This is a genomic window from Streptococcus sp. FSL K6-1323 (assembly GCF_038630745.1).
Lineage (GTDB): Bacteria > Bacillota > Bacilli > Lactobacillales > Streptococcaceae > Streptococcus > Streptococcus salivarius_D.
Genome location: NZ_CP152039.1, coordinates 1649014 through 1674926, shown reverse-complemented (window position 1 = coordinate 1674926; position 25913 = coordinate 1649014). Strand labels below are relative to the sequence as shown.

Genomic DNA, 25913 nt, shown 5'->3' with positions numbered 1-25913 from the left:
AATCAATTTAAAAGGAAAAACTATGGCGATTGCAGATGGAAAAGTGTCACTGAAACATTTGGTGACAATGGAAACCCTCACGAATGAAGAGGTCTTGGGCCTGATTCGTCGAGGTGGAGATTTTAAAAATGGCAGAGCTGATTTCCAGCTGGATCGACAGTATTTCGCTGCCAATCTCTTTTTTGAAAATTCAACACGAACACACAAGTCCTTCGAGGTAGCTGAGAAAAAACTTGGCCTGGATGTGATTGAGTTCGATGCTGGAACTAGCTCGGTGAACAAGGGTGAGACCCTCTATGATACGATCTTAACCATGTCTGCCTTGGGCGTTGACATCTGTGTGGTCCGCCACTCGGAAGTCGATTACTACAAGCAGTTGATTGATAGTAGAACTATTCAGACCTCTATTGTCAATGGTGGTGATGGTTCAGGGCAACACCCAAGTCAGTGTTTGCTTGACTTGATGACCATTTACGAAGAGTTTGGAACCTTTGAAAATCTTAAGATTTGTATTGCAGGTGATATTACGCATTCGCGTGTCGCTAAGTCAAATATGCAGATTCTCAAGCGTTTGGGAGCTCAGCTTTATTTTGCTGGTCCTGCAGAGTGGTACTCGAATGAGTTTGATGTTTATGGTCAGCATGTGGCCATTGACGACGTCATTGAGGACTTGGATGTTCTCATGTTGCTTCGTGTTCAGCACGAGCGTCATGGGGATGACAAAGGATTTTCAAAAGAAGACTACCATGCTCTCTATGGTTTGACTGAAGAACGTTATGCCAAGTTAGCTGATCAGGCGATTATCATGCACCCTGCTCCGGTTAATCGTGATGTGGAGATTGCTGATAGTCTGGTTGAAGCACCTAAGGCTCGTATCGTTGCTCAGATGCAAAACGGGGTCTTTGTCCGTATGGCAATTATTGAAGCTATTTTAAATGGCAAAGCGTAAACAACGTTAACCGATTCCTGAGAGAATCAGACGAAAAAGAACATGGGCTAAATCTTTGAAAAGAGACAAATCTTCCTAGAGGCTGGAGCTTCTCTGTTGGATTTGCTTTTCATTCAGATGTTTAACGCCCTTTGTATCTTAGTGAAAGGAACAATTTACTATAATGGCAAAACGTTTACTTATTTTGGAAGACGGCACTATTTTTGAAGGTCAGGCCTTCGGTGCTGATGTGGATGTGACGGGTGAAATCGTCTTTAATACTGGTATGACAGGTTATCAAGAATCTATCACAGACCAGTCTTACAATGGTCAAATTTTGACTTTTACTTATCCACTTGTTGGTAACTACGGTGTTAACCGTGACGACTATGAGTCAATTAAGCCAACGACTAAGGGTGTCGTTGTGTCAGAGGCTAGCCGTCGTGCCAGCAACTGGCGTAACCAAATGACCTTGGATGAGTTTTTGAAGGCGAAAAACATCCCTGGTATCTCTGGTATTGATACACGTGCCTTGACTAAGATTATCCGTCAACACGGTACCATGAAAGCCACTTTGGCCAGTCCTGGTGACAGTATCGAGCACTTGCAAGATCAATTGCGTGCGACTGTTTTGCCAACGAATAATATTGAGCAGGTATCAACTAAGACAGCCTACCCAGCACCAGGTGTTGGTAAAAATATCGTTTTGGTTGACTTTGGTCTCAAGCACTCTATCTTGCGTGAGTTTTCAAAACGTGATTGTAACGTGACTGTTGTGCCACATGATATCACTGCTGAAGAAATTCTCCACCTTAATCCAGATGGTGTGATGTTGTCAAATGGTCCAGGTAACCCTGAAGATGTACCGTATGCACTTGATATGATTCGTGGCATCCAAGGTAAAATTCCAATCTTTGGTATTTGTATGGGTCACCAGTTGTTTAGTTTGGCTAATGGTGCCAAGGCCTACAAGATGAAGTTTGGTCACCGTGGATTTAACCATGCGGTTCGTGAAATTGCGACTGGTCGTGTTGATTTTACAAGCCAAAACCATGGTTATGCCATTGACCGTGAGTCACTTCCAGATTGCCTCATGGTAACACACGAAGAAATTAACGATAAGTCAGTTGAAGGTGTTCGTCACCGTGACTTCCCTGCATTCTCAGTGCAATTCCACCCAGATGCAGCACCTGGTCCACACGATGCTAGCTATCTCTTTGATGAGTTCTTGGAATTGATTGATGCTTTCCAAGCCGAAAAAGCACGTCGTTAATTGCAACTGTCTAGTGACTATAGTGGGGTGTGACTCTTGTTCGCCCCAGTCTACTACCTTATTTAATGACAACCAGAGAGTTGTCAAATAGAAAGGAGAAGATACAGGTTCACGGAAGTGAACACGCCCTAAGGACTATGTGAAAAAGATAAACGGTGACTAGACGCTTGGGCGTCGTCGTCACGTTTCCTATTTTCACTGGGTCCTTAACGGGCTTTGTATCATAAATTATGCCTAAACGTTCTGATATTAAAAAAATTATGGTTATCGGGTCTGGTCCTATCATCATCGGTCAGGCTGCTGAGTTCGATTACGCTGGTACGCAAGCCTGCTTGGCCTTGAAAGAAGAAGGTTACAGTGTTGTCCTTGTTAACTCTAACCCTGCGACAATCATGACTGATAAAGAAATCGCAGACAAGGTTTACATTGAACCAATTACGCTTGAATTTGTCACACGTATCCTTCGTAAAGAGCGTCCTGATGCTCTCTTGCCAACACTTGGGGGACAAACTGGTTTGAACATGGCAATGGAATTGTCAAAAGCTGGTATTCTTGAAGAGCTTGGAGTAGAGCTTTTGGGAACAAAATTGTCTGCCATTGACCAAGCCGAAGACCGTGACCTCTTCAAACAATTGATGGAAGATTTGGAACAACCTATTCCAGAATCTGAAATCGTCAATACGGTTGAAGAAGCAGTTGCCTTTGCGACAGAAATTGGTTACCCAGTTATCGTGCGTCCTGCCTTTACCCTTGGTGGTACTGGTGGTGGTATGTGTGCCAACGAAGAAGAACTTCGTGAAATCGCTGAAAATGGCTTGAAATTGTCACCAGTAACACAATGTTTGATTGAACGTTCTATCGCTGGTTTCAAGGAAATCGAATACGAAGTTATGCGTGATGCCGCAGACAATGCTCTTGTGGTATGTAACATGGAAAACTTTGACCCAGTTGGTATCCACACAGGGGACTCAATCGTATTTGCCCCAACGCAAACCTTGTCAGATATTGAAAACCAAATGCTTCGTGATGCCAGCTTGAAGATTATCCGTGCCCTTAAAATTGAGGGTGGCTGTAACGTACAGTTGGCTCTTGACCCTAATAGCTTCAAGTACTATGTTATCGAAGTAAACCCTCGTGTATCACGTTCATCAGCCCTTGCCTCAAAAGCAACTGGTTACCCAATCGCCAAATTGGCAGCCAAGATCGCTGTTGGTTTGACACTTGATGAAATGATTAACCCAGTCACTGGTACAACTTATGCTATGTTTGAACCAGCTCTTGACTATGTGGTTGCTAAGATTCCACGTTTCCCATTTGATAAATTTGAACACGGTGAACGTCGTCTTGGTACTCAAATGAAAGCAACAGGTGAAGTTATGGCTATCGGTCGTAACATCGAAGAGTCACTTCTTAAAGCCTGCCGTTCACTTGAAATCGGTGTTTACCACAATGAAATGCCTGAGCTTGCGGACGTCACAGACGATGCCTTGGTTGAAAAGATTGTCAAAGCTCAAGACGACCGTCTCTTCTACCTTTCTGAAGCCATCCGTCGTGGATACACTATTGAAGAATTGTCAGAGTTGACTAAGATTGATATCTTCTTCCTTGACAAATTGCTCCATGTCTTTGAATTGGAACAAGAATTGGCTACTCACGTAGGCGATGTTGATGTTTTGAAAGAGGCTAAACGTAACGGTTTCTCTGACCGTAAGATTGCTGATCTTTGGAATCAAACAGCCGACCAAGTTCGTGCGACACGTTTGGAAAATAACATTGTTCCTGTCTACAAGATGGTCGATACCTGTGCGGCTGAGTTCGAGTCATCAACACCGTATTTCTACTCAACTTACGAGTGGGAAAATGAATCAATTAAATCTGATAAAGAATCTGTCATCGTTCTTGGTTCAGGTCCTATCCGTATCGGACAAGGGGTTGAGTTCGACTATGCGACAGTTCACTCTGTAAAAGCTATCCAGGCTGCAGGTTACGAAGCTATCATCATGAACTCTAACCCTGAGACGGTTTCAACAGACTTCTCAGTTTCAGATAAACTTTACTTCGAACCATTGACTTTCGAAGACGTGATGAACGTTATCGAATTGGAACAACCTAAGGGTGTCGTGGTTCAGTTTGGTGGACAAACAGCTATCAACTTGGCAGAGCCATTATCTAAAGCTGGTGTGAAAATCTTGGGTACACAGGTTGCTGACCTTGACCGTGCCGAAGACCGTGACCTCTTTGAACAAGCCCTTAAAGATTTGGACATTCCACAACCACCAGGACAAACAGCGACAAACGAAGAAGAAGCGGTTGAAGCAGCTCGTAAGATTGGCTTCCCAGTTCTTGTTCGTCCATCATACGTTTTGGGTGGACGTGCCATGGAAATCGTTGAAAATGAAGATGACCTTCGTTCTTACATGCGTACAGCCGTTAAGGCAAGTCCAGACCACCCAGTCCTTGTTGATAGCTATATCATTGGACGTGAGTGTGAAGTGGATGCTATCTCTGATGGTAAGGATGTCTTGATTCCAGGTATCATGGAACACATCGAACGTGCAGGGGTTCACTCAGGGGACTCAATGGCAGTTTACCCACCACAAACCCTTTCTAAGAAAATCCAAGAGACTATCGCTGACTACACTAAACGCTTGGCTATTGGTCTTAACTGTATCGGTATGATGAACATTCAGTTTGTTATTAAGGATGAAACGGTCTATGTTATCGAGGTTAACCCACGTGCTAGCCGTACCGTACCATTCTTGTCTAAGGTTACTGATATCCCAATGGCTCAAGTTGCTACAAACTTGATTCTTGGTAAATCATTGGCTGAGCAAGGTTACAAAGATGGTCTTTACCCAGAAAGCAACCATGTTCATGTCAAAGCACCAGTATTCTCATTCACAAAATTGGCTAAGGTAGATAGCCTCCTTGGACCAGAAATGAAATCAACTGGTGAAGTTATGGGGACAGATGCGACTCTTGAAAAAGCGCTCTACAAAGCTTTTGAAGCATCTTATCTTCACTTGCCAACCTTTGGTAATGTTATCTTTACTATTCATGATGATACTAAAGAAGAAGCCCTTGATTTGGCACGTCGCTTCGATGCTATCGGTTATGGTATCTACGCAACTGAGGGAACAGCTAAGTTCTTGAATGAACATGGGGTTCACGCAACGCTTGTTAACAAATTGGGGGAAAATGACGATAACGACATTCCAGCCCTCGTTCGTACAGGTAAAGCGCAAGCTATCATCAATACGGTTGGTAACAAACGTACTTATGACGAAGACGGAGCAGCTATCCGTAGCTCAGCTATTGAAGCAGGAATTCCACTCTTCACAGCGCTTGATACAGCAGATGCTATGGTGCGTGTGCTTGAAAGCCGTAGCTTTACAACAGAATCTATTTAATCATGAAATAGAGTCTCAGCTTTGCTGGGGCTTTTTTATTGAAGACAAAGTTTTCTTTTGAGACTTTTCTTAAGTGATGACGGACGTCAGCGACCTTCTGCGAAGTTCCATGACTAAGTTTTGAGCCGAAAGTCTCAAAACTTCCGAACGCCTGAAACTAATCTTTTCAGACGTTTTTATCACTGCGAAAAGTCTCGGTATAAGCTTACTAGGTTCGCAAAATCTATTTCATATTTAAAAATAGTTTAATTATGTTCTGAGTCTCAGCCTTGCTGGGGCTTTTTTTCTTACACAAATGTAAGCTAACAAATGCAAATGAAAGCTAAGACTATGGTTTTATTTCCTAAGATTCTGCTATACTAGTAACATGATTATTACCACATCTTTACGTGAAAATGAGGCCTTGATTGCGCGTGCCCAAGAATTAGCTAACGAACTAGGAGCTGACTATCAGCCTCGTCGCAAGTTATCTTTGGCAAAATGTTTAGAGCGATTTGGAGCTTTTTATCTTCTATATAAAGACAGATTGTCTTTTGTCAATGCGGATGGCAGTGAGCTATCCTTTCATCCAGATACAGCAGTTCTTAGGATTAAGGCACCACACGATGCTCTAGTCAATCTTTTGGGTCCGTCTTCCAAGTCTATTCTCGACACGACCATGGGTCTGGCTTCCGATAGTTTAGTTATGGCGGCAGCGGGAAATAAGGTGACTGCCCTTGAGAGTCAAGAAGTAATTTTTCAGGTGGTTTCTCGTGGTCTGGCCACTTATCAGACAGATGACAAGCAGCTTGAAAAAGCGATGCGGTCTATTAAAGCCATTAAGAGAGACAGTTTATCCTTTTTGAAATCCCAGGCTGATCACTCTTTTGATATCATTTATGCCGATCCTATGTTTTCAGAGACTATCAAGGAATCGGAAAATCTACAAGCTATCAAACCTCTAGCTAATGGCAGTCGTCTGACTGAAGAATGGCTAAATGAGGCTAAGCGTGTTGTACGAGAAAAAATTATCATCAAGGCACATTTTCGAGATACCGTTTTTGAGGAACTAGGGTTCGAACGCCAGGTTCGTCCCAATCAAAAGCTGCACTATGGTCTTATGGATTTAAGCGAAGGCCATTGACACTGAAAGTTAAAAGTATTACAATTGTTTTATTTATATGATACAAAAGAAAAGAGAGACTTATGCGAAAGAAAATCAGTCCAAAGTTATTTAAAAATAAAAAAAGAGTTTGGATCATTGGAGGAATTGGCTTCCTTGTCCTTTTGGTCCTAGGATTTAACCTTTTTGCAGGTGGTGGCAAAGATGATAAGGCTTCCGAGTCCCCTACAGCAAGTAAGGTAACCAAGGGGCAGTTGGCCTCGTCCACCCTTCTGACTGGCATGGTGAAGGCTCAGTCGGAACAGTACGTTTATTTTGATAATACCATTGGACGCAATGCCACAGTGACAGTTTCTGTTGGTGAGGAAGTTAGCGTTGGTCAGCAATTGGTCCAATATGATAGCACCTCAGCCCAAGCGGCTTATGATACGGCTAGCCGTGCCTATAATAAGGCAGTTCGTGACCGTAATTATTTCCAACAGTATGGAACAGCTCCTGCAGCTTCGGCACAAACAAGTAGTGATTCGGATGAGGATGATTCGACGACTACCGTTAGCCCTCAACAGCGTCAGCAAACCGAGGCAAGTAATTACCAAACCTTGCAAGATTATAATGATGCTGTTGCTAACGCAGCATCAGAGCTAGAAAAGGCACAAGACGTCCTAAACCAAACAGTCATTGTTTCAGATGCTAATGGGACAGTCGTAGAAGTTGCGGACTCTGTGGACCCTGCTTCAAAAGAGAGCCAGACTCTAGTTCATGTGACCAGTGAAGGCCAATTTGAGATTCAAGGGACCTTAACAGAATATGACATTCCAAATATTTCAGTAGGTCAAAAGGTTAAGATTACTTCCAAAGTATACCCAGATCAAACTTGGACAGGGAAAGTTAGCTACGTTTCCAATTATCCTAAGCAAAATGCCAGTCAGTCAGCGGGGACATCTAGCAATTCAGGACAGACAGGCTCCCAGTATGAATATAAGGTTCAACTGACTAGTCCAATCGGTAAGCTCAAGCAAGGTTTCAATGTATCTCTTGAAGTGACCAAAGATGATGATGCCCTGTTAGTTCCAGTAACTGCTGTGACCAAGAAAGGCTCTGACAACTACGTCTGGGTTTACGATGACGAGAGTCAAAAAATCAAGCAAGTCAAGGTCAAACTTGGTAATGCAGATGCTAAGCAGCAAGAAATTGCCTCAGGACTAAAAGAAGGCCAAAAGGTTATCACCAAGGCCGAAAAATCCTTCAAGGATGGCGAGACCCTGAAGGATGTGACAGATGCCGATAGCAAAAAATCAAAAGAGACTAGTGGAGAAGAGGTGAAGTCTAGTGACTAAGCCAGAACTTATGGTCTTAAAAGGCATCACCAAGTCTTTCAAAAATGGTCAGGAGTCCTTGCAGGTCCTTAAGGGGATTGACTTATCAGTTGATGAAGGTGACTTCGTGGCAATCATGGGCCCTTCTGGTTCAGGTAAATCAACCCTCATGAATATTATTGGACTTCTTGATCAACCAACTACAGGTTCCTATCAACTCGAGGGGGAGGATGTGGCTGATCTCTCTGAAAATCGTTTGGCCAAGGTAAGAAATGACCAGATTGGCTTTATCTTTCAGCAGTTTTTTCTCTTGCCAAAGTTAAGTGCCCAAAAGAACGTAGAGCTTCCCTTGATTTATGCGGGGAAATCGCCACGTGAACGTAAGCAAAGGGCACAACAATTCTTGGAAAAAGTCGGCTTGTCAGAACGTAGCCATCATTTGCCGTCAGAGCTGTCTGGTGGACAGAAGCAGAGGGTGGCTATTGCGCGTGCATTGTCTAACGATCCGGCAATCATTTTGGCGGATGAACCTACGGGTGCGCTTGATACCAAGACAGGAACCCAGATTATGGATCTCTTAACCCAGCTAAACCGTGAAGGAAAGACCATTGTCATGGTTACCCATGAACCTGAGATTGCGGATTATGCCCGACGTAAGATTGTTATCCGTGATGGGGAAATCACCCAAGACACAACGGACAGCGTTCGGATTGACTAGGAGGTAAGAATGGAAAATTGGAAATTTGCTCTTAGTTCTATTCGTTCACACAAGATGCGGTCCTTCCTGACTATGTTGGGGATTATCATTGGTGTTGCTGCTGTCGTACTCATTATGGGTCTAGGAAATGGGATGCGTCAGAGTGTTACCGATAGTGTGACAGGTGACAAGGATACGGTCCAAGTCTACTATGAAGCCAAGGGTGAGGAGCTAGATCCTGCCTATGCGGACTTGTCACAACCGACCAAACCGGTTAAAGAAGTTTGGTTGGAGCAAGTGGCTAAGCAGACACCTGGTATTGATAGTTATTTTGTGACTAACAGCCTAACTTCCTCTATCTCCCTCCAGAAAAAGACTGTGAAGAATGTTAATATCACAGGTGCCAGCCAGGGCTACTTTAAAGCTAAAAAGTTAGAGATGTTGACAGGACGTTCCTTGCAAGACAATGATTATAAAAACTTTTCACGAGTCATTGTCATTGATCAGATGGTGGCTAAAAAACTCTTTGAGACGAATGAGGATGCCCTTAACCAAGTGGTTACTATTGGGAACAATGATTATCGTGTGATTGGTGTTTATAAGAATAAAGACACAGCAATCGGTGCCTATGGTGAAATTGGAACAGCTCTTGTGGCCAATACCCAGTTAGCAGCTGAAAATAATACCGATGCTATTGGACAGATTTTTTTCCATGTGACCGATGTGAAAAATAGTAGTAGTGTCGCTAAGGATGCTGCCAAACGCTTGACCCAGTTGTCCCAAGATGATAACGGGGAGTACAAGGCAGCAGATATGAGCTCGACCTTAGATCAGGTGAACACAATCTTTGGAACCATTACCACCGTTGTCGGAGCTATTGCTGGGATTTCACTCTTAGTTGGTGGAATCGGTGTTATGAACATCATGTTGGTTTCGGTAACTGAGCGGACACGAGAGATTGGTCTTCGTAAGGCTTTAGGCGCTACACGTCGTAAAATCTTGACACAGTTTCTGATTGAGTCCATGGTTTTGACCATTCTGGGAGGTTTGATTGGGCTGGGCTTTGCGGCCCTAGTCGTTGGACCAATCGGGAATGCCATGGAGCTTAAAGCGACAGTCTCTCTTGGCGTAGCCATGGGAAGCATCGCCTTCTCAGCAGCTGTGGGAATTATCTTTGGTCTCCTACCGGCTAATAAAGCTTCAAAACTCGATCCTATCGAAGCACTCAGATATGATTAGACATGACCTCTTGAAATCTTTAGATTTTGAGAGGTTTTATGCTTTTCAAAAAAGATAGAGAAAAAAATAAAAAAATTTGCATTTTTTTCTTGACGTCTGATTTAGGTCATGGTATTATATATGAGGTTTGAAAAAACTGACCTAAGACAGTTGGGGAGTTAAACTCATAAACATCCAACCGAGGCACAAAACGTAACTATTTTTTTTGTAACGTATTGTACTTTCGTGTCTAGGTTTAGGTACGATTTTTTTGTGCCTAGCCCAAAAATAAAAACGGAGGTAAAACTACTAATGAGTGAAGCTATTATTGCTAAGAAAGCTGAACAGGTTGCGATTGTCGCTGAGAAAATGAAAGCTGCAGCATCTATCGTTGTTGTTGACTCTCGTGGACTTACAGTTGACCAAGATACAGTTCTTCGTCGTAATCTTCGTGAATCAGGCGTTGAATTTAAAGTTATCAAAAACTCAATCTTGACTCGTGCAGCTGAAGAAGCAGGTCTTGAAGACCTTAAAGGACTCTTCGTTGGTCCATCTGCAGTAGCATTCTCAAACGAAGATGTTATCGCACCAGCGAAAGTTATTAGCGAATTTGCTAAAGACGCAGAAGCTCTTGAAATCAAAGGTGGTGTTGTTGACGGCGCGTTCACTTCAGTCGAAGAAATCAACGCTCTTGCATCACTTCCAAACAAAGAAGGTATGCTTTCTATGCTCCTTTCTGTACTTCAAGCGCCAGTGCGCAACGTTGCATACGCTGTCAAAGCGGTTGCAGAAAGCAAAGAAGACGGTGCTGCGTAAGCCCATCTTCACAACTCGTAGCCTAAGCTACGTTTAAAAAATTATATTAAAAAACACATTTGGAGGAAATCACAATGGCATTGAACATTGAAAACATTATTGCTGAAATTAAAGAAGCTTCAATCCTTGAATTGAACGACCTTGTAAAAGCTATCGAAGAAGAGTTTGGCGTAACTGCTGCTGCTCCTGTAGCTGCTGCTGCAGCTGGTGCTGCTGACGCTGGTGCTGCTAAAGATTCATTCGACGTTGAATTGACATCTGCAGGCGACAAGAAAGTTGCTGTTATCAAAGTTGTTCGTGAAATCACAGGCGAAGGTCTTAAAGAAGCTAAAGCTATCGTTGACGGTGCACCATCAGTTCTTAAAGAAGGTGTTGCTGCAGCTGAAGCTGAAGAAATCAAAGCTAAACTTGAAGAAGCTGGAGCTTCAGTTACTCTTAAATAATAAGGTAACGACTCAAGTCGCTTAATAAAGAAACCAGGGCAAAAGCTCTGGTTTTTTCTATTGCTTTTAATATTTTCATTTGTTAGAATGTAGGTAATGTGCGTGCTTGTCACGCCCTTTTTCTGTGTCTTTTACGGCTTTAGTAGTTGTCAATAACTATAAAAATCTTAAAGGCATGGTAAATGCTAAAAAGAAAAGGAGAAATTTATGGCTTATATTTGGTCTTATCTTAGGCGTTATCCTAAGTGGCTAGCAATGAATTTTACGGCGGCTATTTTATTTGTTATTGCTAACTTAGGTCTGCCGACGGTTCTTGCCAAAATGATTGATGAGGGGATTAACCGTGGAGATGCTGACAAGCTTTATACCTATGCTTGGGTCATGTTCGGTGTGGTCTTGACTGGGATTGTTGGTCGTGTGCTCTTGTCCTATGCGGTTAGTAAATTGACGACCACAATGGTGCAGGTCATGCGTAATGACATTTACGCTAAGCTTCAGGAGTATTCCCACCATGAGTACGAGCAGATTGGCGTATCCTCTTTGGTAACTCGTATTACATCTGATGCTTTTGTTCTCATGCAATTTGCAGAACAGATTCTTAAGATGGGTGTCATTACTCCTCTGATGATGGTTTCCAGTGTCTTCTTAATTTTGACGACAAGTCCATCTTTGGCTTGGATTGTGGCAATTTCCTTGCCTTTCCTAGCCGTAGTAGTCTGGTATGTAGCGGTAAAAACACGTCCGCTTTCTGAGAAGCAACAGGCAACTCTCGACAAGATTAACCAGTATGCTCGTGAAAATCTGACTGGACTTCGTGTCATCCGAGCTTTCGCTAGAGAAGATTTTCAAGAGAAGAAGTTTGCTTCTGAAAATGCTGTCTATGCGGATAATTCAAACAAGCTCTTTAAATTAACTGGTTTGACTGAGCCACTTTTTGTGCAAATCATCATCGCCATGATTGTGGCAATTGTTTGGTTTGCCCTTGAGCCACTAGGTTCTGGGACGTTGGCAATCGGGGATTTGGTTGCCTTTATTGAGTACAGTTTCCATGCACTATTGTCTTTCCTTTTCCTAGCCAACCTCTTTACCATGTATCCTCGTACGGCGGTATCTAGTGAACGTCTGCAGGAAATTATGGATATGCCTATTTCTATCAATCCAAATGAAGATGGAGTGACAGAGACTGAGACTAAGGGATATTTGGAGTTTGACAATGTGACCTTTGCTTATCCTGGTGAAACTGAGAGTCCTGTCCTACACAATATTTCTTTCAAGGCTAAACCCGGTGAAACCATTGCCTTTATTGGATCTACGGGTTCAGGAAAATCATCACTTGTGCAGTTGATTCCACGCTTTTATGATGTGACACTTGGACGCATTCTTGTTGATGGTGTGGATGTTCGTGACTATAATCTTAAGGCTCTTCGTCGTAAGATAGGCTTTATTCCACAAAAAGCCCTGCTCTTTACAGGAACCATCGGTGAAAATATCCGTTATGGTAAGGAAAATGCCAGTCATGAAGAATTGAATCAAGCTACTGATGTGGCTCAAGCCAAGGAATTTATCGAAAGTAAGGAAGAACGTTATGACTCTCACTTGGCTGAGGGTGGTAGCAACCTTTCTGGGGGACAGAAGCAGCGTTTGTCAATTGCACGTGCTGTGGTTAAACGTCCTGACCTTTACATCTTTGATGATTCCTTCTCCGCCTTGGACTACAAGACTGATGCAACTTTGCGTCGTCGTCTGAAAGAAGTGACCCAGGATGCGACAGTCTTGATTGTGGCTCAACGTGTGGGAACTATCATGGATGCAGACCAGATTATCGTTCTTGATAAGGGTGAAATCGTTGGTCGTGGCCGTCACGAAGAGCTTATGGAAAGCAATGAGATTTACCGTGAAATTGCTAATTCACAATTGAATCAAAAGAGTCTTACAGAAGACTAGAAGGAGGTCGAAATGAAGAATAATAAAAAGAAAACAAATCATTCCTCAAGTTTTGGCCGCCTTTGGTCCTACTTGCAGGCTTATCGTTTCCCACTTTACCTAGCCATTTTCCTGAAAATTGTTAGTGTCATCATGAGTGTCCTTGAGCCAGTGGTCATTGGTTTAGCTATTACCGAGTTAACTAAAAATACGCTGGCCATCATCAAAGGTGTTGAAGGCGCTCATATCAACGTCTCCTATGTTGGTTTGGTTTTGGTTGTTTATCTCTTGCGTGGTCTTATTTATGAGTTGGCCGCCTATTATTCCAACTATTTCATGACCAATGCTGTGCAAGCAACGGTTCAAGATATGCGAAATGAGATGACCGAGAAAATCAATCGTACCTCAGTGTCATACTTTGATAAGCACCAGTTTGGGGACCTCTTAGGCCGCTTTACCAGTGACGTCGAGACAGTATCTAATGCCTTGCAGCAGTCATTCTTGCAGGTTGTTAATGCCGTCTTTACTCTAGCCTTGGTTATTGGAACAGTGCTTTACCTTAATCTTCAATTGGGAGCTATAGTTGTCATCACTATTCCGATTACATTCTTTGGTGCCCGCTATATCATGATTAAGTCTCAGCCCTACTTTAAACAGCAGGCTGATGCCCTAGGTACTCTTAATGGTTTTGTTCAGGAAAATCTGACTGGCTTCAATGTACTTAAGCTTTTTGGGCGTGAGGATAAATCCTTGGATGATTTTAAAGAAATCACGGAAGACCTTCAGAAGGTGGGCTTTAAGGCCAATTTCATTTCAGGACTTATGATGCCGGTTCTTAACGGTTTATCTGACTTGACCTATCTCATTGTTGCTGTTCTAGGTGGTTTGCAAGTTTTGGCTGGTCGCCTGACGATTGGTAATATGCAGGCCTTTGTTCAGTATGTTTGGCAGATTAACCAACCTATTCAGAACTTGACTCAGTTGGCTGGACAATTGCAAAGTGCTAAATCTTCCTTGGACCGTATTTTCCAACTGATGGATGAACCAGACGAGGCTAATGATGCTACTGAAGTACTAGAAGGAGATTTGACTGGCCAAGTTAGCTTTAAGCATGTGGACTTCCAGTATGTGGCTGATAAACCTTTGATTCGTGACTTTAATCTTGAGGTTAATCCTGGTGAAATGGTGGCCATTGTCGGTCCTACCGGTGCCGGAAAATCAACGATTATCAACCTTCTCATGCGTTTCTATGATGTGACTGCCGGGTCTATCTCGGTTGACGGTCATGATATCCGTAACCTGTCTCGTCAGGATTATCGTAAACAGTTTGGTATGGTGCTTCAGGATGCTTGGCTCTTTGAAGGAACTATCAAGGAAAATCTTCGCTTTGGTAATCTTGAGGCAACTGACGAGGAAATTGTTGAAGCTGCTAAGGCAGCCAATGTGGATCACTTTATCCGTACACTACCTGGTGGTTACAATATGGAAATGAACCAGGAATCAAGTAATATCTCACTAGGACAAAAGCAACTTTTGACCATTGCGCGTGCGCTTTTGGCTGATCCTAAAATCTTGATTTTGGACGAGGCAACCTCATCGGTTGATACCCGTCTGGAACTCTTGATTCAAAAAGCCATGAAGACTCTTATGCAAGGTCGAACAAGCTTTGTCATTGCCCACCGTTTGTCAACTATCCAAGAAGCAGACAAGATTTTGGTCCTTAAAGATGGTCAAATCATCGAACAAGGGAACCATGAATCCCTCCTTGCAGATAAAGGTTTCTATTACGACTTGTATAATAGCCAGTTTGCGGAGAAATAAACAAAAAATCCATCAGTTCATAATTGGTGGATTTTTTCTGAATGTGGAGATCAATAAAAGAGACTTCTCCTATAGGGAAAAGTCTCAAAATCAATATTATTTCTCAGCACGTCGTGTGACGAACATGGCATCTCCGAAACTGAAGAAGCGGTAGCGTTCTTGGACGGCGTGTTTATAGGCATCAAGGACGAATTCACGGCCAGCAAAAGCTGAAACCAACATTACCAAGGTTGATTTTGGAAGGTGGAAGTTGGTTGAAAAGGCATCTACGACTGTGAATTGGTAGCCTGGTTTGATAAAGATATTGGTCCATCCTGAGTCGGCTTGGAGTTGCCCATCGTATTTATTGCCGATAGTTTCCAGTGTTCGGATAGAGGTTGTTCCAACTGCAATGACTCGCCCTCCAGCAGCTTTGACGCTATTGAGGGTATCGGCAGCGTCTTGGCTGAGGGTGTAAAATTCTGAGTGCATTTCATGTTCGTCGACATTATCGACAGAAACAGGTCGGAAGGTTCCCAGTCCAACGTGGAGGGTGAGGTAGACCAATTTTACGCCTTTAGCTTCAATCTTTTGAAGTAACTCAGGAGTGAAATGGAGACCAGCTGTTGGAGCAGCGGCAGAGCCATTTTCCTTGGCATAGACCGTTTGGTAACGGTCGCGGTCTTCCAATTTTTCATGGATATAAGGTGGCAATGGCATCTCGCCCAAGCTTTCCAAAACCTCAAGGAAGATACCGTCGTAGCTAAATTCTACGATACGGCCGCCATGATCCAGTTCCTCAGTGACAGTGGCAGTCAAGCGTCCATCCCCAAAACTGACTTTAGCACCTACTTTAAGGCGTTTGGCTGGCTTAGCCAAAACTTCCCATTGATCGCCTTGGGTATTTTTCAAAAGGAGAAATTCCACATGGCCGTGGGTATCAGGCTTTTCACCATAGAGGCGGGCAGGAAGCACGCGCGTATTGTTCATGACCAAGGCATCGCCAGGGTTAAGTTGGTCAATGATGTGGTCGAAGTGGGTATCAGTCATTTCCTTGGTTACAGGATCAATGACCAAGAGTTTAGAGGCGTCACGTTGTTCCAATGGGGTTTGGGCAATCAGTTCCTCTGGTAATTCAAAATCAAAATCGTTTGTATTCATTTCTTTCCTCGTTTAAAAATTTTCAGCCTTTTTATTATAGCACGATATAGGATGACAGTCATTAAAGGAGTTGAGTGAAAGCGCTTGACAAAAAGGTTAAAAAAAGAGATAATAAAGAAAATGGTATATACCAATATCGAGGTGAATAGAATGAAAAAGATTTTAGTTAAGAATCAAGTTGAGGGAGGCCAAGTTGCCTTTGATCTTCTTAAAGAGAGCCTTGCGGCGGGTGCTCAGACATTGGGCTTGGCGACAGGTAGTTCACCTATCGCTCTTTACCAAGAGATGGTTGAAAGCGACGTGGATTTTTCAGAGCTTTACAGCGTCAATTTGGACGAATATGTTGGACTAGCACCAGACCATGAGCAGAGCTATCATGCCTTTATGAAGGCTCAACTCTTTGATGCTAAGCCATTTAAGGAGAGCTTCTTACCTGACGGCATGGCTGAGGACTTGGAGCAGGCGGCTAAGGATTACGATGATGTCTTGGCACACCATGCTATTGACCTGCAAATCCTAGGAATTGGAAGTAATGGGCATATTGGTTTTAATGAGCCAGGTACGCCTTTTGATAGTCAAACTCATGTGGTCGACTTGACTGATAGCACCATTGAAGCCAATAGCCGTTTCTTTGCCAGTCGTGATCAAGTCCCTACGAAGGCTATTTCAATGGGAATTGCTTCTATTATGGCTGCTAAGAAGATTATCTTGTTTGCCTATGGTGACAAGAAGGCAGATGCCATTTTCAAGATGGTCAAGGGTCCTGTGACGGAGGAAGTCCCAGCTAGTGTCTTGCAAAATCATCCAGATGTGACTCTTATCCTAGATGAGGCAGCTGCTGCGAAATTGTAGGATAATATATGAGTCAAGAAGTTACGAGTATAGAAAAAAACAGGTTGAGCCATTTGGCGCTCAGCCTTTTTCTTTTGTGAAAAGTCACTTCCAAGCAAATCAATTGCCTAGCCCTCTTTGATAGCGCTATAATAGTTAAGTTGACTTTGACTATCAAACAACAGATATAGATATCTCATAAAGAAAGAGGACATACAATGGCAAAACCTATTCGAGTATTGCTTTATTATAAATACCTTCCCATTGAAAACGCTGAGCAATTTGCAGCTGACCACTTGGCTTTCTGTAAGTCAATCGGTCTGAAAGGACGCATCTTGGTCGCCGACGAGGGAATTAATGGAACGGTTTCTGGTGACTATGAAACCACTCAAAAATACATGGACTATGTTCACAGCCTTCCAGGGATGGAGGACCTTTGGTTCAAGATTGATGAGGAAGAGGAGCAAGCTTTCAAGAAGATGTTTGTTCGCTACAAGAAGGAAATCGTTCACCTTGGCTTAGAGGATGATAATTTTGACAGTGACATCAATCCACTTGAAACAACGGGTGCCTACTTGTCACCAAAAGAGTTTAAAGACGCCCTTTTAGATGAGGACACTGTTGTCCTCGATACACGTAACGACTATGAGTATGACCTTGGTCACTTCCGTGGAGCCATTCGTCCAGACATTCGCAACTTCCGTGAATTGCCACAATGGGTCCGCGACCATAAAGAAGAGTTCATGGATAAGCGTGTGGTTGTGTACTGTACTGGTGGTGTCCGCTGTGAGAAATTCTCAGGTTGGATGGTCCGTGAAGGCTACAAAGATGTTGGTCAATTGCACGGTGGTATCGCGACTTACGGTAAAGATCCAGAGGTTCAAGGAGAGCTTTGGGATGGTAAGATGTATGTCTTTGACGAGCGTATTGCCGTTGACATCAACCATGTAGATCCTGTCGTTGTCGGTAAGGACTGGTTCGATGGGACGCCTTGCGAACGCTATGTTAACTGCGGTAACCCATTCTGTAACCGTCGTATCCTTGCTTCAGAGGAAAATGAAGATAAATACCTCCGTGGCTGCTCACATGAATGCCGTGTTCACCCACGCAACCGTTATGTCTCTGAAAATGGTTTGAGCCAAGAAGAAGTTGTCGAACGTCTTGCGGCAATTGGTGAAAGCTTGGATGTAACACCTGCTTAAGTTTAAATAGTGAAGAAGCTGAGAGGGATCTCGGCTTTTTATTTTGCAATTTATTTCTAAAATAATGACATATATATATTGCAATTAGAAATATATAGTGTATAATTAAGATGAAAACAGATGGTGAACCTAATCAATGTCGACGATAATATCAGATAAGATGAAAAGGAGGGGGCATGTGGCAAAGAATTTACGCTTAAAAGCAGCTCGAGCAGAGCATGATATGACCCAGGGTGACTTGGCAGAAGCGGTAGGTGCAACAAGACAAACCATAGGTTTGATTGAAGCCGGAAAGTACAATCCCAGCCTAGCCTTATGCATTGCCATTTGCAAGACACTGGACAGGACCTTGGATCAACTGTTTTGGGAGAATTAGGAAGGAAGTAAAGATGATGAAATTCAAACTGATTAATAATGAGGTTACAGATGAACGCGAAGAAGCTCTAACTAATAAAGTTGCTGCCGAATGCTATTACATAATGATTGCCGGGACAATGGCGTGCTTGTTCTATGGCTCCCTCTTTAACAAGGGTGTCATCTCTGCTAATTACTTACTTTATCCATTGTTGATAGCATGGATTTGGTCTATTTATAGAGCTGAACGTCTTGCTGTAAGTGCTTTTGGAGGTTCGAGTATGACAGTCCTAGGTTGTTTACTGGTGACTGGGCTTATCATCCTTAAAATAATGATAGTTAACTATCAGTCATACCACAATGTCTATCATAATAATCCATTGGATCCTAGATATCTCATGGCTTGGGCAGTTACTTATATGTTGTATGCTCCCTTTGTCTTTTTTATGAATTGGGCTATTGCTGCATTGGGAAGATATGAGAGAAGACGTCTTGAAAAACAGCTAGACGATTTGGAAAATGAAGAATAGATAGTGAGAGAATCAGACCGTTCTTTTTGGTCTGTTTTTTTGTGTTATAATGGGTCCTAAAACTAAGGAGGTCACGTATGCTACTAACTGAATTTGATGATAATAGACAAGCGATTATCAATCCACAAGACTTACACGAACCAATTGAAGGATTTCCCAAAGTTGTCATCTCTTGCTTTTCAAGAGTAACTTTTGCTCGCCTCCTTGAGAATTATGACCATGAGGTCATTGCAAGAACCTCTATGGCTAATTTTGAAGTCGTGGTCTATGGAATCACTATTGGAGACCAACAGATTGGTGCCTTTAATGCACCAGTTGGGGCTGCTTCATGTGTGGGGATTATTGAGGACCTAATTCAATTTGGGATGGAAAAACTCGTTCTTTTTGGGACCTGTGGAGTTTTAAATCGAGATATCGAAGCGACCTCCATCATCATTCCAACAGCAGCTCTTCGAGACGAAGGGACCAGTTACCACTATCTTCCAGCTAGTGATGAAGTGGAAGTAAACAAGAAAACCCTTCCGCTCTTCCAAGCCTTTCTGGAAAGCCACAAGGTTTCCTATCAGTCAGGAAAAGTGTGGACGACAGATGCACCGTACCGGGAAACCATCGACAAGATGAAGCGACGAAAGGAAGCAGGAGCCATCTGTGTGGATATGGAATGTTCAGCAGTGGCAGCTTTAGCAGCTTTTCGGGGCTTTGAGCTCTGCCATTTCTTCTACGCGGCAGACCACCTCTCGGAAGAAAAATGGGATATCCGAACCTTATCTAGTCATGAGGATTTAGATGAAAAGGACAAGGTAGCTTTATTAGCTTTGGAATTTGCATGTGACTGGAGTAAACCTTAAAAATTCTACTTTTCAAACTTCTTATTTGTAATCATTCTAAATAACTGCTATAATACTTTTTAGAATCATTCTAAATAAGGAGTAAGAGAATTGGAAGATAAGAATTTTGCAGAACGTTTGAATATTTTGAGAGCTGGTGTTTTGGGGGCCAATGATGGTATCATTTCCATTGCAGGAGTGGTTATCGGTGTGGCCAGTGCGACATCTAACATCTGGTTCATCTTGATTTCTGCTTTATCAGCGATTTTTGCTGGTGCCTTTTCGATGGCAGGTGGTGAATATGTCAGTGTGTCAACGCAAAAAGATACCGAAGAAGCTGCTATCGCTAAGGAACAAGCCCTCTTGGACCGCTCTCCTGAGGCAGCTAGAGAGAGTTTGTATCAAACCTTCCTCAGTCAGGGGGATTGCGAAACAGCAGCTGAAGTTAAGGTTAATCAAGCCTTCAATAAGAATCCGATTAAGGTCTTAGTTGAGGAAAAATATGGGGTGGATTTGGATGAAATTACGAATCCATGGCATGCTGCCGTCTCTAGTTTCCTGGCCTTTTCAGTTGGTTCCTTGCCACCAGCCCTAGCTATCATGCTGTTCCCAGAGCCTTACCGTATTCCTGTAACAGTGGTTGTGGTTGCCCTTACCTTGCTCTTGACTGGTTATATCAGTGCCAAGCTTGGAAAAGCACCTGTTAAACAAGCGATGTTGCGTAACTTGACAGTAGGACTCTTGACCATGCTTGTGACTTTCTTGGTCGGGCATATCTTCCATGTAAATGTGTAAGTGTTTATAATGCGAAAAGTCTATCTTTTTAGGTAGACTTTTTTATCTTCTAGAGCATGCTCATACGTGGTACAATAGGGCTATGCGTTTAGATAAATTATTAGGACAGGCAGGCTATGGTTCCCGCAATCAGGTCAAAAAGCTCATTCGTAGTCGTCAAGTTTATGTGGATGGTATCTTGGCGGATCGAGATAATCTTAATGTGGATGCTAGTCTTCAAACCATCACGGTTTCTGGTAAGGAACTGGAGCATACGCCAGAAGTTTACTATCTCATGAATAAGCCAGCAGGTGTAGTGTCAGCTCGAAAGGACAAGGAACACCAGACAGTCATTGATTTGATTAAGCCTGAAGATCAGCGAGAGGGGCTTTATCCTGTTGGGCGATTGGATAGAGACACGGAGGGCTTGGTGCTGATTACTAACAATGGCCCTCTGGGCTTTGCCATGCTTCACCCCCGCTATCATGTGGCTAAGACTTATTATGTTGAGGTTAATGATGTTCTTGGGCCTGATGCACCTGCATTTTTTGAGTCAGGTGTAGTCTTTGAGGATGGTACTGTTTGTAAATCAGCTCAGCTAGAAATTCTAAGTTCTGCAAGTGACAAGAGCTGTGCTAGAATTACGATTTCAGAAGGTAAGTTTCATCAAGTGAAAAAGATGTTCTTGGCTTATGGGGTCAAGGTGACCTATCTTAAGCGGATTTCTTTTGGAGCGTTTAAGCTTGATGAAGGGATAGCAGTAGGTTCCTATCGAGCGTTAACGGAAGCGGAAAAAGTGATTTTGCGTACTTATTTGGGCTAGTCATTTCTTCTTATTAAGGTATGATAGGAACTTTCAATCTCCTGATAGGTCCATCCTATCACTAGGTTTTATACTGTAAGGCCCATAAGGACGGACTTTTCTAGGGGTATAAGTAAAACTTATGACATTATATAAGTTTTTTTAATTTCTCAAGCCTTGTTTCTGGTGGTATGATGGTATCAATTCGATTGAGAACTTAAGCAAGTTAGGAGCAATGAGCAGGTCTAATCAGAGAGGGAGGTTCATTATGACAGAAGCATTTTATGATCATTTAGCAAAGACACGTCATCAGATTCACCAACATCCAGAGGTTTCTGAAGAGGAGCATGAGACGACAGTTTTTTTGAAAGGTTATTTGAAAAATCTAGGTATTGAGCCTTTAAATTATCCCTTGAAGACGGGACTCATCGCTGAGATTGGGTCAGGTTATCCGATTATTGCTTTGCGTGCTGATATTGATGCCCTACCGATTAAGGAAAAGACAGGACTTCCTTATGCCAGCGACAATGGGGCTATGCATGCTTGTGGTCATGACTTTCACCAAACCTCCCTACTTGGAGCCGCTCAGCTTTTAAAAGAAAGAGAAGCAGAGCTTAAGGGGACCGTTCGATTGATTTTCCAACCAGCCGAGGAAAATTTCCAAGGGGCCTATCAGGTCATTGAAGCGGGTGGTCTTGACGGTGTGTCAGCTATCATCGGTTATCACAATAATCCTCACTTGAAACCGGGTCAGATTGGTCTTCGTTCAGGTGCTATCATGGCTGGTGTGGAGCAGTTTAGGGTTGATGTTAAGGGTGTTTCTTCCCATGCAGCCCGTCCTGATTTGGGTGTAGATACGGTCTTGGTTACTACGACTATCATCAACAACTTACAGCAGATTGTGGCTCGTACGGTATCGCCCTTTGAATCAGCAGTATTGTCGGTTACTCATATCGAAGTTGGAAATACTTGGAATGTTCTTCCAGCAGCAGGCTTTTTCGAAGGAACGATTCGTACCTTTGAGCCTAAGGTTCGTGAAGATGTCATTGCTCGTTTTGAAAAGGTCGTTCAGGCGACAGCAGACCAGTTCGGTGCTCAAGTTGACATTACTTGGGGCAATTCACCTTACGTGACCTACAATGACCAGACGCTTACACCTCTCATCTTTGAAAATTCAAAAGCCTTCGCAGAAGTGATTGAAACCTTGCCATCAACAGGGGGCGAAGATTTTGCAGCTTATCAAAAGGAGATACCAGGAGTTTTTGCCTTTGTTGGCTCTAATGGTGAGGAGAATGCACCAGACTGGCACCATGATGATTTCCTTGTGAAAGACGAGGCCTTGCCAGTAGCTGTTAATTACTATGTGGAAAACGCCCTCTTTCTACTTGACTATTTTAAGGAGCAAGAAAAATAACCATTCCCTTAATCGGTATTACCAGTAATGAAAAACCTGTCGAAGAAGGAAGTCCCATTTATAGGTGTTCAGTGGCACCCCGAGTTCCTCTTGGGCCATAAGCAATTAGCAGATCAAGGACTCTTTGATTATTTTGTTAAGAGTTTAAAATAAGGTTTTAGGACTTTACATTGGTGCCACTTTTGAAATTGAAAAGGAGGACGTGCCTAAGGAGAAATATTCTTTTGATCATTTAGTTTACACTTAAGAACCCAGCCGATTGGTTGGGTTCTTTTGTCGTATTTTAGAAGCAAGATTTCAGGACTTAAAAAGGAGTAAGAATTTTTCACTTGCTATTTTTGAGCTTTTTAGATAAAATGAAAGCGTTATCATCTCAAAAGATAGATAGGAAGTGGTCAAGTCATCTTTATGATGTTTTACCTTATAACTTCCTAATAAGGAGAAACGTATGCTAATTGGTATTCCAAAAGAAATCAAAAATAACGAGAACCGTGTGGCTCTAACGCCTGCTGGTGTGCAAAGTCTTGTAGCTAAAGGTCATGAAGTTCTCATTGAAACCAATGCAGGTCTGGGCTCTGGCTTTACGGATGCTGACTACGAAAAACAAGGTGCAAAAATTGTTGCTACTGCTGCTGAAGCATGGGCAGCCAAGCTCGTAGTTAAAGTTAAGGAACCACTTGCTGCTGAATATGGTTTCCTTCGTGAAGACCTTTTACTCTTTACTTACTTGCACATGGCAGCAGCTCCAGAATTGGCAGATGCTATGGTCAATGCTAAGACAACTGGCGTTGCCTACGAAACAGTGCGTAGCCAAGAAGGCCACCTACCACTTTTGGTTCCAATGAGTGAAGTTGCAGGACGTATGGCTGTTCAAATTGGTGCGCATTTCTTGACTAAACAAGAGGGTGGCTCTGGTGTTCTCCTAGGTGGTGTACCTGGTGTTCCTAAAGGTAAAGTAACGATTATCGGGGGTGGTGTCGTAGGGACACACGCAGCCCGTATCGCTCTTGGACTTGGAGCTCAGGTGACTATCCTTGATATCAGTGCTAAACGTTTGTCTGTCCTTGAAGAAGTCTTTGGTAGTCAAATTCAAACACTGATGTCAAATCCGCTCAATATTGAAGCGAGTGTTCGTGATGCTGACGTGGTTATCGGTGCAGTTCTTATCCCAGGGGCAAAAGCACCAAAACTCGTTACTGACCATATGGTTAGACAAATGCGTCCAGGTTCAGTTATTGTGGACGTTGCCGTTGACCAAGGTGGGGTTGTTGAAACTGCGGATCGCGTGACTACTCACGATGAGCCTGTTTATGAAACACATGGTGTCCTTCACTATGCCGTTGCTAATATCCCAGGAGCTGTGGCACGTACATCAACCATCGCTCTTACCAATGTCACTTTGCCTTATATCGAAGCCCTTGCAGGAAAAGGATTCAGAAAGGCAATTAACGACGACGAAGGTCTTCGTCAAGGGGTTACAACCTACCAAGGTCATATCACTAGCAAACCAGTTGCAAAGGGCCTAAACAGAGAATATACATCAATTGACGAATTGGCCTAAACAGAGTAACTTATCAAACACAAAAAGGAGTCGCACCATGATAGAGGGTGACTCCTTTTTTGAGGTCTGAGCAAGAAGTGAACCATTTTTTGCGAGTTGATGGGCGAGTTCTCGCATAGGATGGATTTTTTCTAATGTTACTCTTATTTTATGATATAATGAGTAGACATATTAAGGGCAGTAATGAGCACCTATAATGCTTTTTATTCTTGCTTATCTTTAGGAGGTTTTATCGTGTCCAACCATATTCGTGTAATCACAGCAATTGTCTTTTCTCAGCTTGTCGTTCTTTATTTTGGTTTTCGTATGGATGTGTCTTTGACCGGACTGCTAACTACAGTAGCTGTAGCATCTCTGGTTGAGATTATTTATCATGTGAAGCTTGTTCGTAAGATAGGATCCGATATTTCTTTTGAAACTTTTTGGAAAAACTGTGACCAACTTTTTAGAAAAAATGCTGTGCTGTTGGCTATTTTACTTTGTGACCTGCTTATTTTTAAAGGTGGGGATTTCATGGCCTTCATTCTTTGGCAACTTACCTTTGTTGTCTTGGTAAGTATTATCATCATGGCATCAAATAATGCACCGGACGCATGATAATACTTAAATCTTGCAATGAAAGAGTGTAGATAATGTATAGTATTCACAGAAATCATTTGTCAGACCAGGGCGTTGACTATGTCACTTTTGGTCGAGGAGATAAGGTTCTCGTTATCATTACGGGATTAAGTTTGCAAGGCTTAAGTGATATGTCTGACCTTGCCATTTACTCGTTATTTTATCGATACGCTAAGGAGTATAAGGTCTATATTTTTGATAGAAAGGACCATATCGAAGAAGGTATTTCTATTGAGAATATAGCTGATGACCTCTACCATTCTTTACAAGAATTGCATATTGCTAATGCCTCTATCATAGGCATGTCACAAGGTGGTATGATTGCTCAGCTGTTTGCTATTAAGTATCCTCAAAAGTTGACTAGTCTGGTGTTAGCTCTGACATTCTCTCGAAATAATGATATAAGTAGAGACACCATCGAAGGCTGGATTGAGATGGCTAAAAATGGTGAGGTGGCTAAGCTCAATAAGGATTCAATGTGTAAAACATTTTCGTCTCCTATGTTAAAGAAATTATATGTGATTAATAAACTATTCTTGAAGACTGTGAGTGTTGAAAAACAAGAACGATTTGTCCGTTTAGCCAAGTCTATTCTTGAGTTTGATTGCCATAAGTTCCTTGATAAAATCACCTGCCCGACTCTTGTCTTGGGAGCTAAAAACGATTTGGTTCTGGGAGTGGATGGTGCAAGGGAACTTGCAAATAGCATTCCGAATGCTTCCTATTATGAATTTAGCAAACAGGGTCACGCAGCCTTTATTGAAAGTAAGCAATTTAATAAAATTATATTAGAATTTCTGCGAGAAAACACTTAGGCAGTGGACTTATGGAAATCTATTAAAAACAGATGAGAAAAGGGTTACAGTGGAACTTGTAGCCTCTTTTTATTTCCGGTTCAATTGTGTGCAGTCTG

23 protein-coding genes and 1 other annotated feature are annotated in these 25913 nt (G+C 42.6%); of the genes, 22 read left to right on the top strand and 1 reads right to left on the bottom strand.

Annotation, left to right across the window (positions count from 1 at the left end):
- The first annotated feature begins 22 nt into the window (after positions 1 to 22).
- The 11 genes from NST80_RS07730 to NST80_RS07680 all read left to right on the top strand — a co-directional run bounded on the left by NST80_RS07730 (position 23) and on the right by NST80_RS07680 (position 14947).
- Complete coding sequence (locus tag NST80_RS07730; RefSeq protein ID WP_002890256.1) at positions 23 to 949, top strand: aspartate carbamoyltransferase catalytic subunit; 927 nt, start codon at positions 23 to 25, stop codon at positions 947 to 949.
- A 163-nt stretch (positions 950 to 1112) separates the two neighbouring features.
- Complete coding sequence (locus tag NST80_RS07725) at positions 1113 to 2201, top strand: carbamoyl phosphate synthase small subunit (RefSeq protein ID WP_002885900.1); 1089 nt, start codon at positions 1113 to 1115, stop codon at positions 2199 to 2201.
- Positions 2202 to 2431: 230 nt separating this feature from the next.
- Positions 2432 to 5611, top strand: a complete 3180-nt coding sequence (carB, locus tag NST80_RS07720) for a carbamoyl-phosphate synthase large subunit (protein ID WP_183138258.1) — start codon at positions 2432 to 2434, stop codon at positions 5609 to 5611.
- A 367-nt stretch (positions 5612 to 5978) separates the two neighbouring features.
- The gene (locus tag NST80_RS07715; protein WP_183138257.1) at positions 5979 to 6734 is read left to right on the top strand and encodes a class I SAM-dependent methyltransferase; all 756 of its coding nucleotides are present in this window, start codon (positions 5979 to 5981) and stop codon (positions 6732 to 6734) included.
- 62 nt (positions 6735 to 6796) lie between these two features.
- The gene (locus NST80_RS07710) at positions 6797 to 8050 is read left to right on the top strand and encodes an efflux RND transporter periplasmic adaptor subunit (protein WP_004183010.1); all 1254 of its coding nucleotides are present in this window, start codon (positions 6797 to 6799) and stop codon (positions 8048 to 8050) included.
- Positions 8043 to 8747, top strand: a complete 705-nt coding sequence (locus tag NST80_RS07705) for an ABC transporter ATP-binding protein (RefSeq protein WP_037605640.1) — start codon at positions 8043 to 8045, stop codon at positions 8745 to 8747. Before NST80_RS07710 ends, NST80_RS07705 begins: the two co-directional genes overlap by 8 nt.
- 9 nt (positions 8748 to 8756) lie before the next feature.
- On the top strand, positions 8757 to 9965 hold the full coding sequence (locus NST80_RS07700) for an ABC transporter permease (RefSeq protein WP_004183008.1): 1209 nt from the start codon (positions 8757 to 8759) through the stop codon (positions 9963 to 9965).
- 122 nt (positions 9966 to 10087) lie between these two features.
- Positions 10088 to 10225 (top strand) — a sequence feature (ribosomal protein L10 leader region).
- Between the two features lie 31 nt (positions 10226 to 10256).
- Positions 10257 to 10760 carry a 50S ribosomal protein L10 gene (gene rplJ, locus NST80_RS07695; protein WP_004183007.1) on the top strand — a complete coding sequence of 168 codons (504 nt, stop codon included), beginning with the start codon at positions 10257 to 10259 and terminating at the stop codon, positions 10758 to 10760.
- A 74-nt stretch (positions 10761 to 10834) separates the two neighbouring features.
- The gene (gene rplL / locus NST80_RS07690) at positions 10835 to 11203 is read left to right on the top strand and encodes a 50S ribosomal protein L7/L12 (RefSeq protein WP_118172098.1); all 369 of its coding nucleotides are present in this window, start codon (positions 10835 to 10837) and stop codon (positions 11201 to 11203) included.
- A 207-nt stretch (positions 11204 to 11410) separates the two neighbouring features.
- Positions 11411 to 13147 carry an ABC transporter ATP-binding protein gene (locus tag NST80_RS07685; RefSeq protein ID WP_118172099.1) on the top strand — a complete coding sequence of 579 codons (1737 nt, stop codon included), beginning with the start codon at positions 11411 to 11413 and terminating at the stop codon, positions 13145 to 13147.
- 12 nt (positions 13148 to 13159) lie between these two features.
- Complete coding sequence (locus tag NST80_RS07680) at positions 13160 to 14947, top strand: ABC transporter ATP-binding protein (protein ID WP_118172100.1); 1788 nt, start codon at positions 13160 to 13162, stop codon at positions 14945 to 14947.
- A 96-nt stretch (positions 14948 to 15043) separates the two neighbouring features.
- On the opposite strand, the gene queA is transcribed toward NST80_RS07680, so the two are convergent.
- Positions 15044 to 16087 (bottom strand): tRNA preQ1(34) S-adenosylmethionine ribosyltransferase-isomerase QueA, encoded by a 1044-nt coding sequence (gene queA / locus NST80_RS07675; protein WP_049554098.1) that lies wholly within the window; start codon positions 16085 to 16087, stop codon positions 15044 to 15046.
- A gap of 150 nt (positions 16088 to 16237) precedes the next feature.
- Between queA and NST80_RS07670 the strand changes: the two genes are divergently transcribed.
- The 11 genes from NST80_RS07670 (at position 16238) to NST80_RS07620 (ending at position 25815) form a co-directional block, all read left to right on the top strand.
- Positions 16238 to 16939, top strand: a complete 702-nt coding sequence (locus NST80_RS07670) for a glucosamine-6-phosphate deaminase (RefSeq protein WP_037610856.1) — start codon at positions 16238 to 16240, stop codon at positions 16937 to 16939.
- A 197-nt stretch (positions 16940 to 17136) separates the two neighbouring features.
- Positions 17137 to 18120 carry a rhodanese-related sulfurtransferase gene (locus NST80_RS07665; RefSeq protein ID WP_002889116.1) on the top strand — a complete coding sequence of 328 codons (984 nt, stop codon included), beginning with the start codon at positions 17137 to 17139 and terminating at the stop codon, positions 18118 to 18120.
- Between the two features lie 178 nt (positions 18121 to 18298).
- Positions 18299 to 18496: a helix-turn-helix transcriptional regulator gene (locus NST80_RS07660; RefSeq protein WP_004182985.1), complete on the top strand. Its 198-nt coding sequence runs from the start codon at positions 18299 to 18301 to the stop codon at positions 18494 to 18496.
- A 13-nt stretch (positions 18497 to 18509) separates the two neighbouring features.
- The gene (locus tag NST80_RS07655; RefSeq protein WP_048790616.1) at positions 18510 to 19004 is read left to right on the top strand and encodes a DUF6773 family protein; all 495 of its coding nucleotides are present in this window, start codon (positions 18510 to 18512) and stop codon (positions 19002 to 19004) included.
- A 77-nt stretch (positions 19005 to 19081) separates the two neighbouring features.
- On the top strand, positions 19082 to 19852 hold the full coding sequence (locus NST80_RS07650; RefSeq protein WP_183138256.1) for a nucleoside phosphorylase: 771 nt from the start codon (positions 19082 to 19084) through the stop codon (positions 19850 to 19852).
- A gap of 90 nt (positions 19853 to 19942) precedes the next feature.
- Positions 19943 to 20626 (top strand): VIT family protein, encoded by a 684-nt coding sequence (locus NST80_RS07645; protein WP_002890291.1) that lies wholly within the window; start codon positions 19943 to 19945, stop codon positions 20624 to 20626.
- 82 nt (positions 20627 to 20708) lie between these two features.
- Positions 20709 to 21428, top strand: coding sequence for a pseudouridine synthase (locus tag NST80_RS07640; protein WP_183138255.1), 720 nt, complete (start codon positions 20709 to 20711; stop codon positions 21426 to 21428).
- A gap of 247 nt (positions 21429 to 21675) precedes the next feature.
- Positions 21676 to 22821, top strand: coding sequence for an amidohydrolase (locus NST80_RS07635; protein WP_183138254.1), 1146 nt, complete (start codon positions 21676 to 21678; stop codon positions 22819 to 22821).
- Positions 22822 to 23269: 448 nt separating this feature from the next.
- Positions 23270 to 24382 carry an alanine dehydrogenase gene (gene ald / locus NST80_RS07630; RefSeq protein ID WP_049529390.1) on the top strand — a complete coding sequence of 371 codons (1113 nt, stop codon included), beginning with the start codon at positions 23270 to 23272 and terminating at the stop codon, positions 24380 to 24382.
- A gap of 234 nt (positions 24383 to 24616) precedes the next feature.
- Entirely contained in the window at positions 24617 to 24979 is a 363-nt protein-coding gene (locus NST80_RS07625) for a hypothetical protein (RefSeq protein ID WP_259666655.1), read from the top strand.
- A 35-nt stretch (positions 24980 to 25014) separates the two neighbouring features.
- Positions 25015 to 25815 (top strand): alpha/beta hydrolase, encoded by an 801-nt coding sequence (locus tag NST80_RS07620; protein WP_183138252.1) that lies wholly within the window; start codon positions 25015 to 25017, stop codon positions 25813 to 25815.
- Positions 25816 to 25913: the final 98 nt, after the last annotated feature.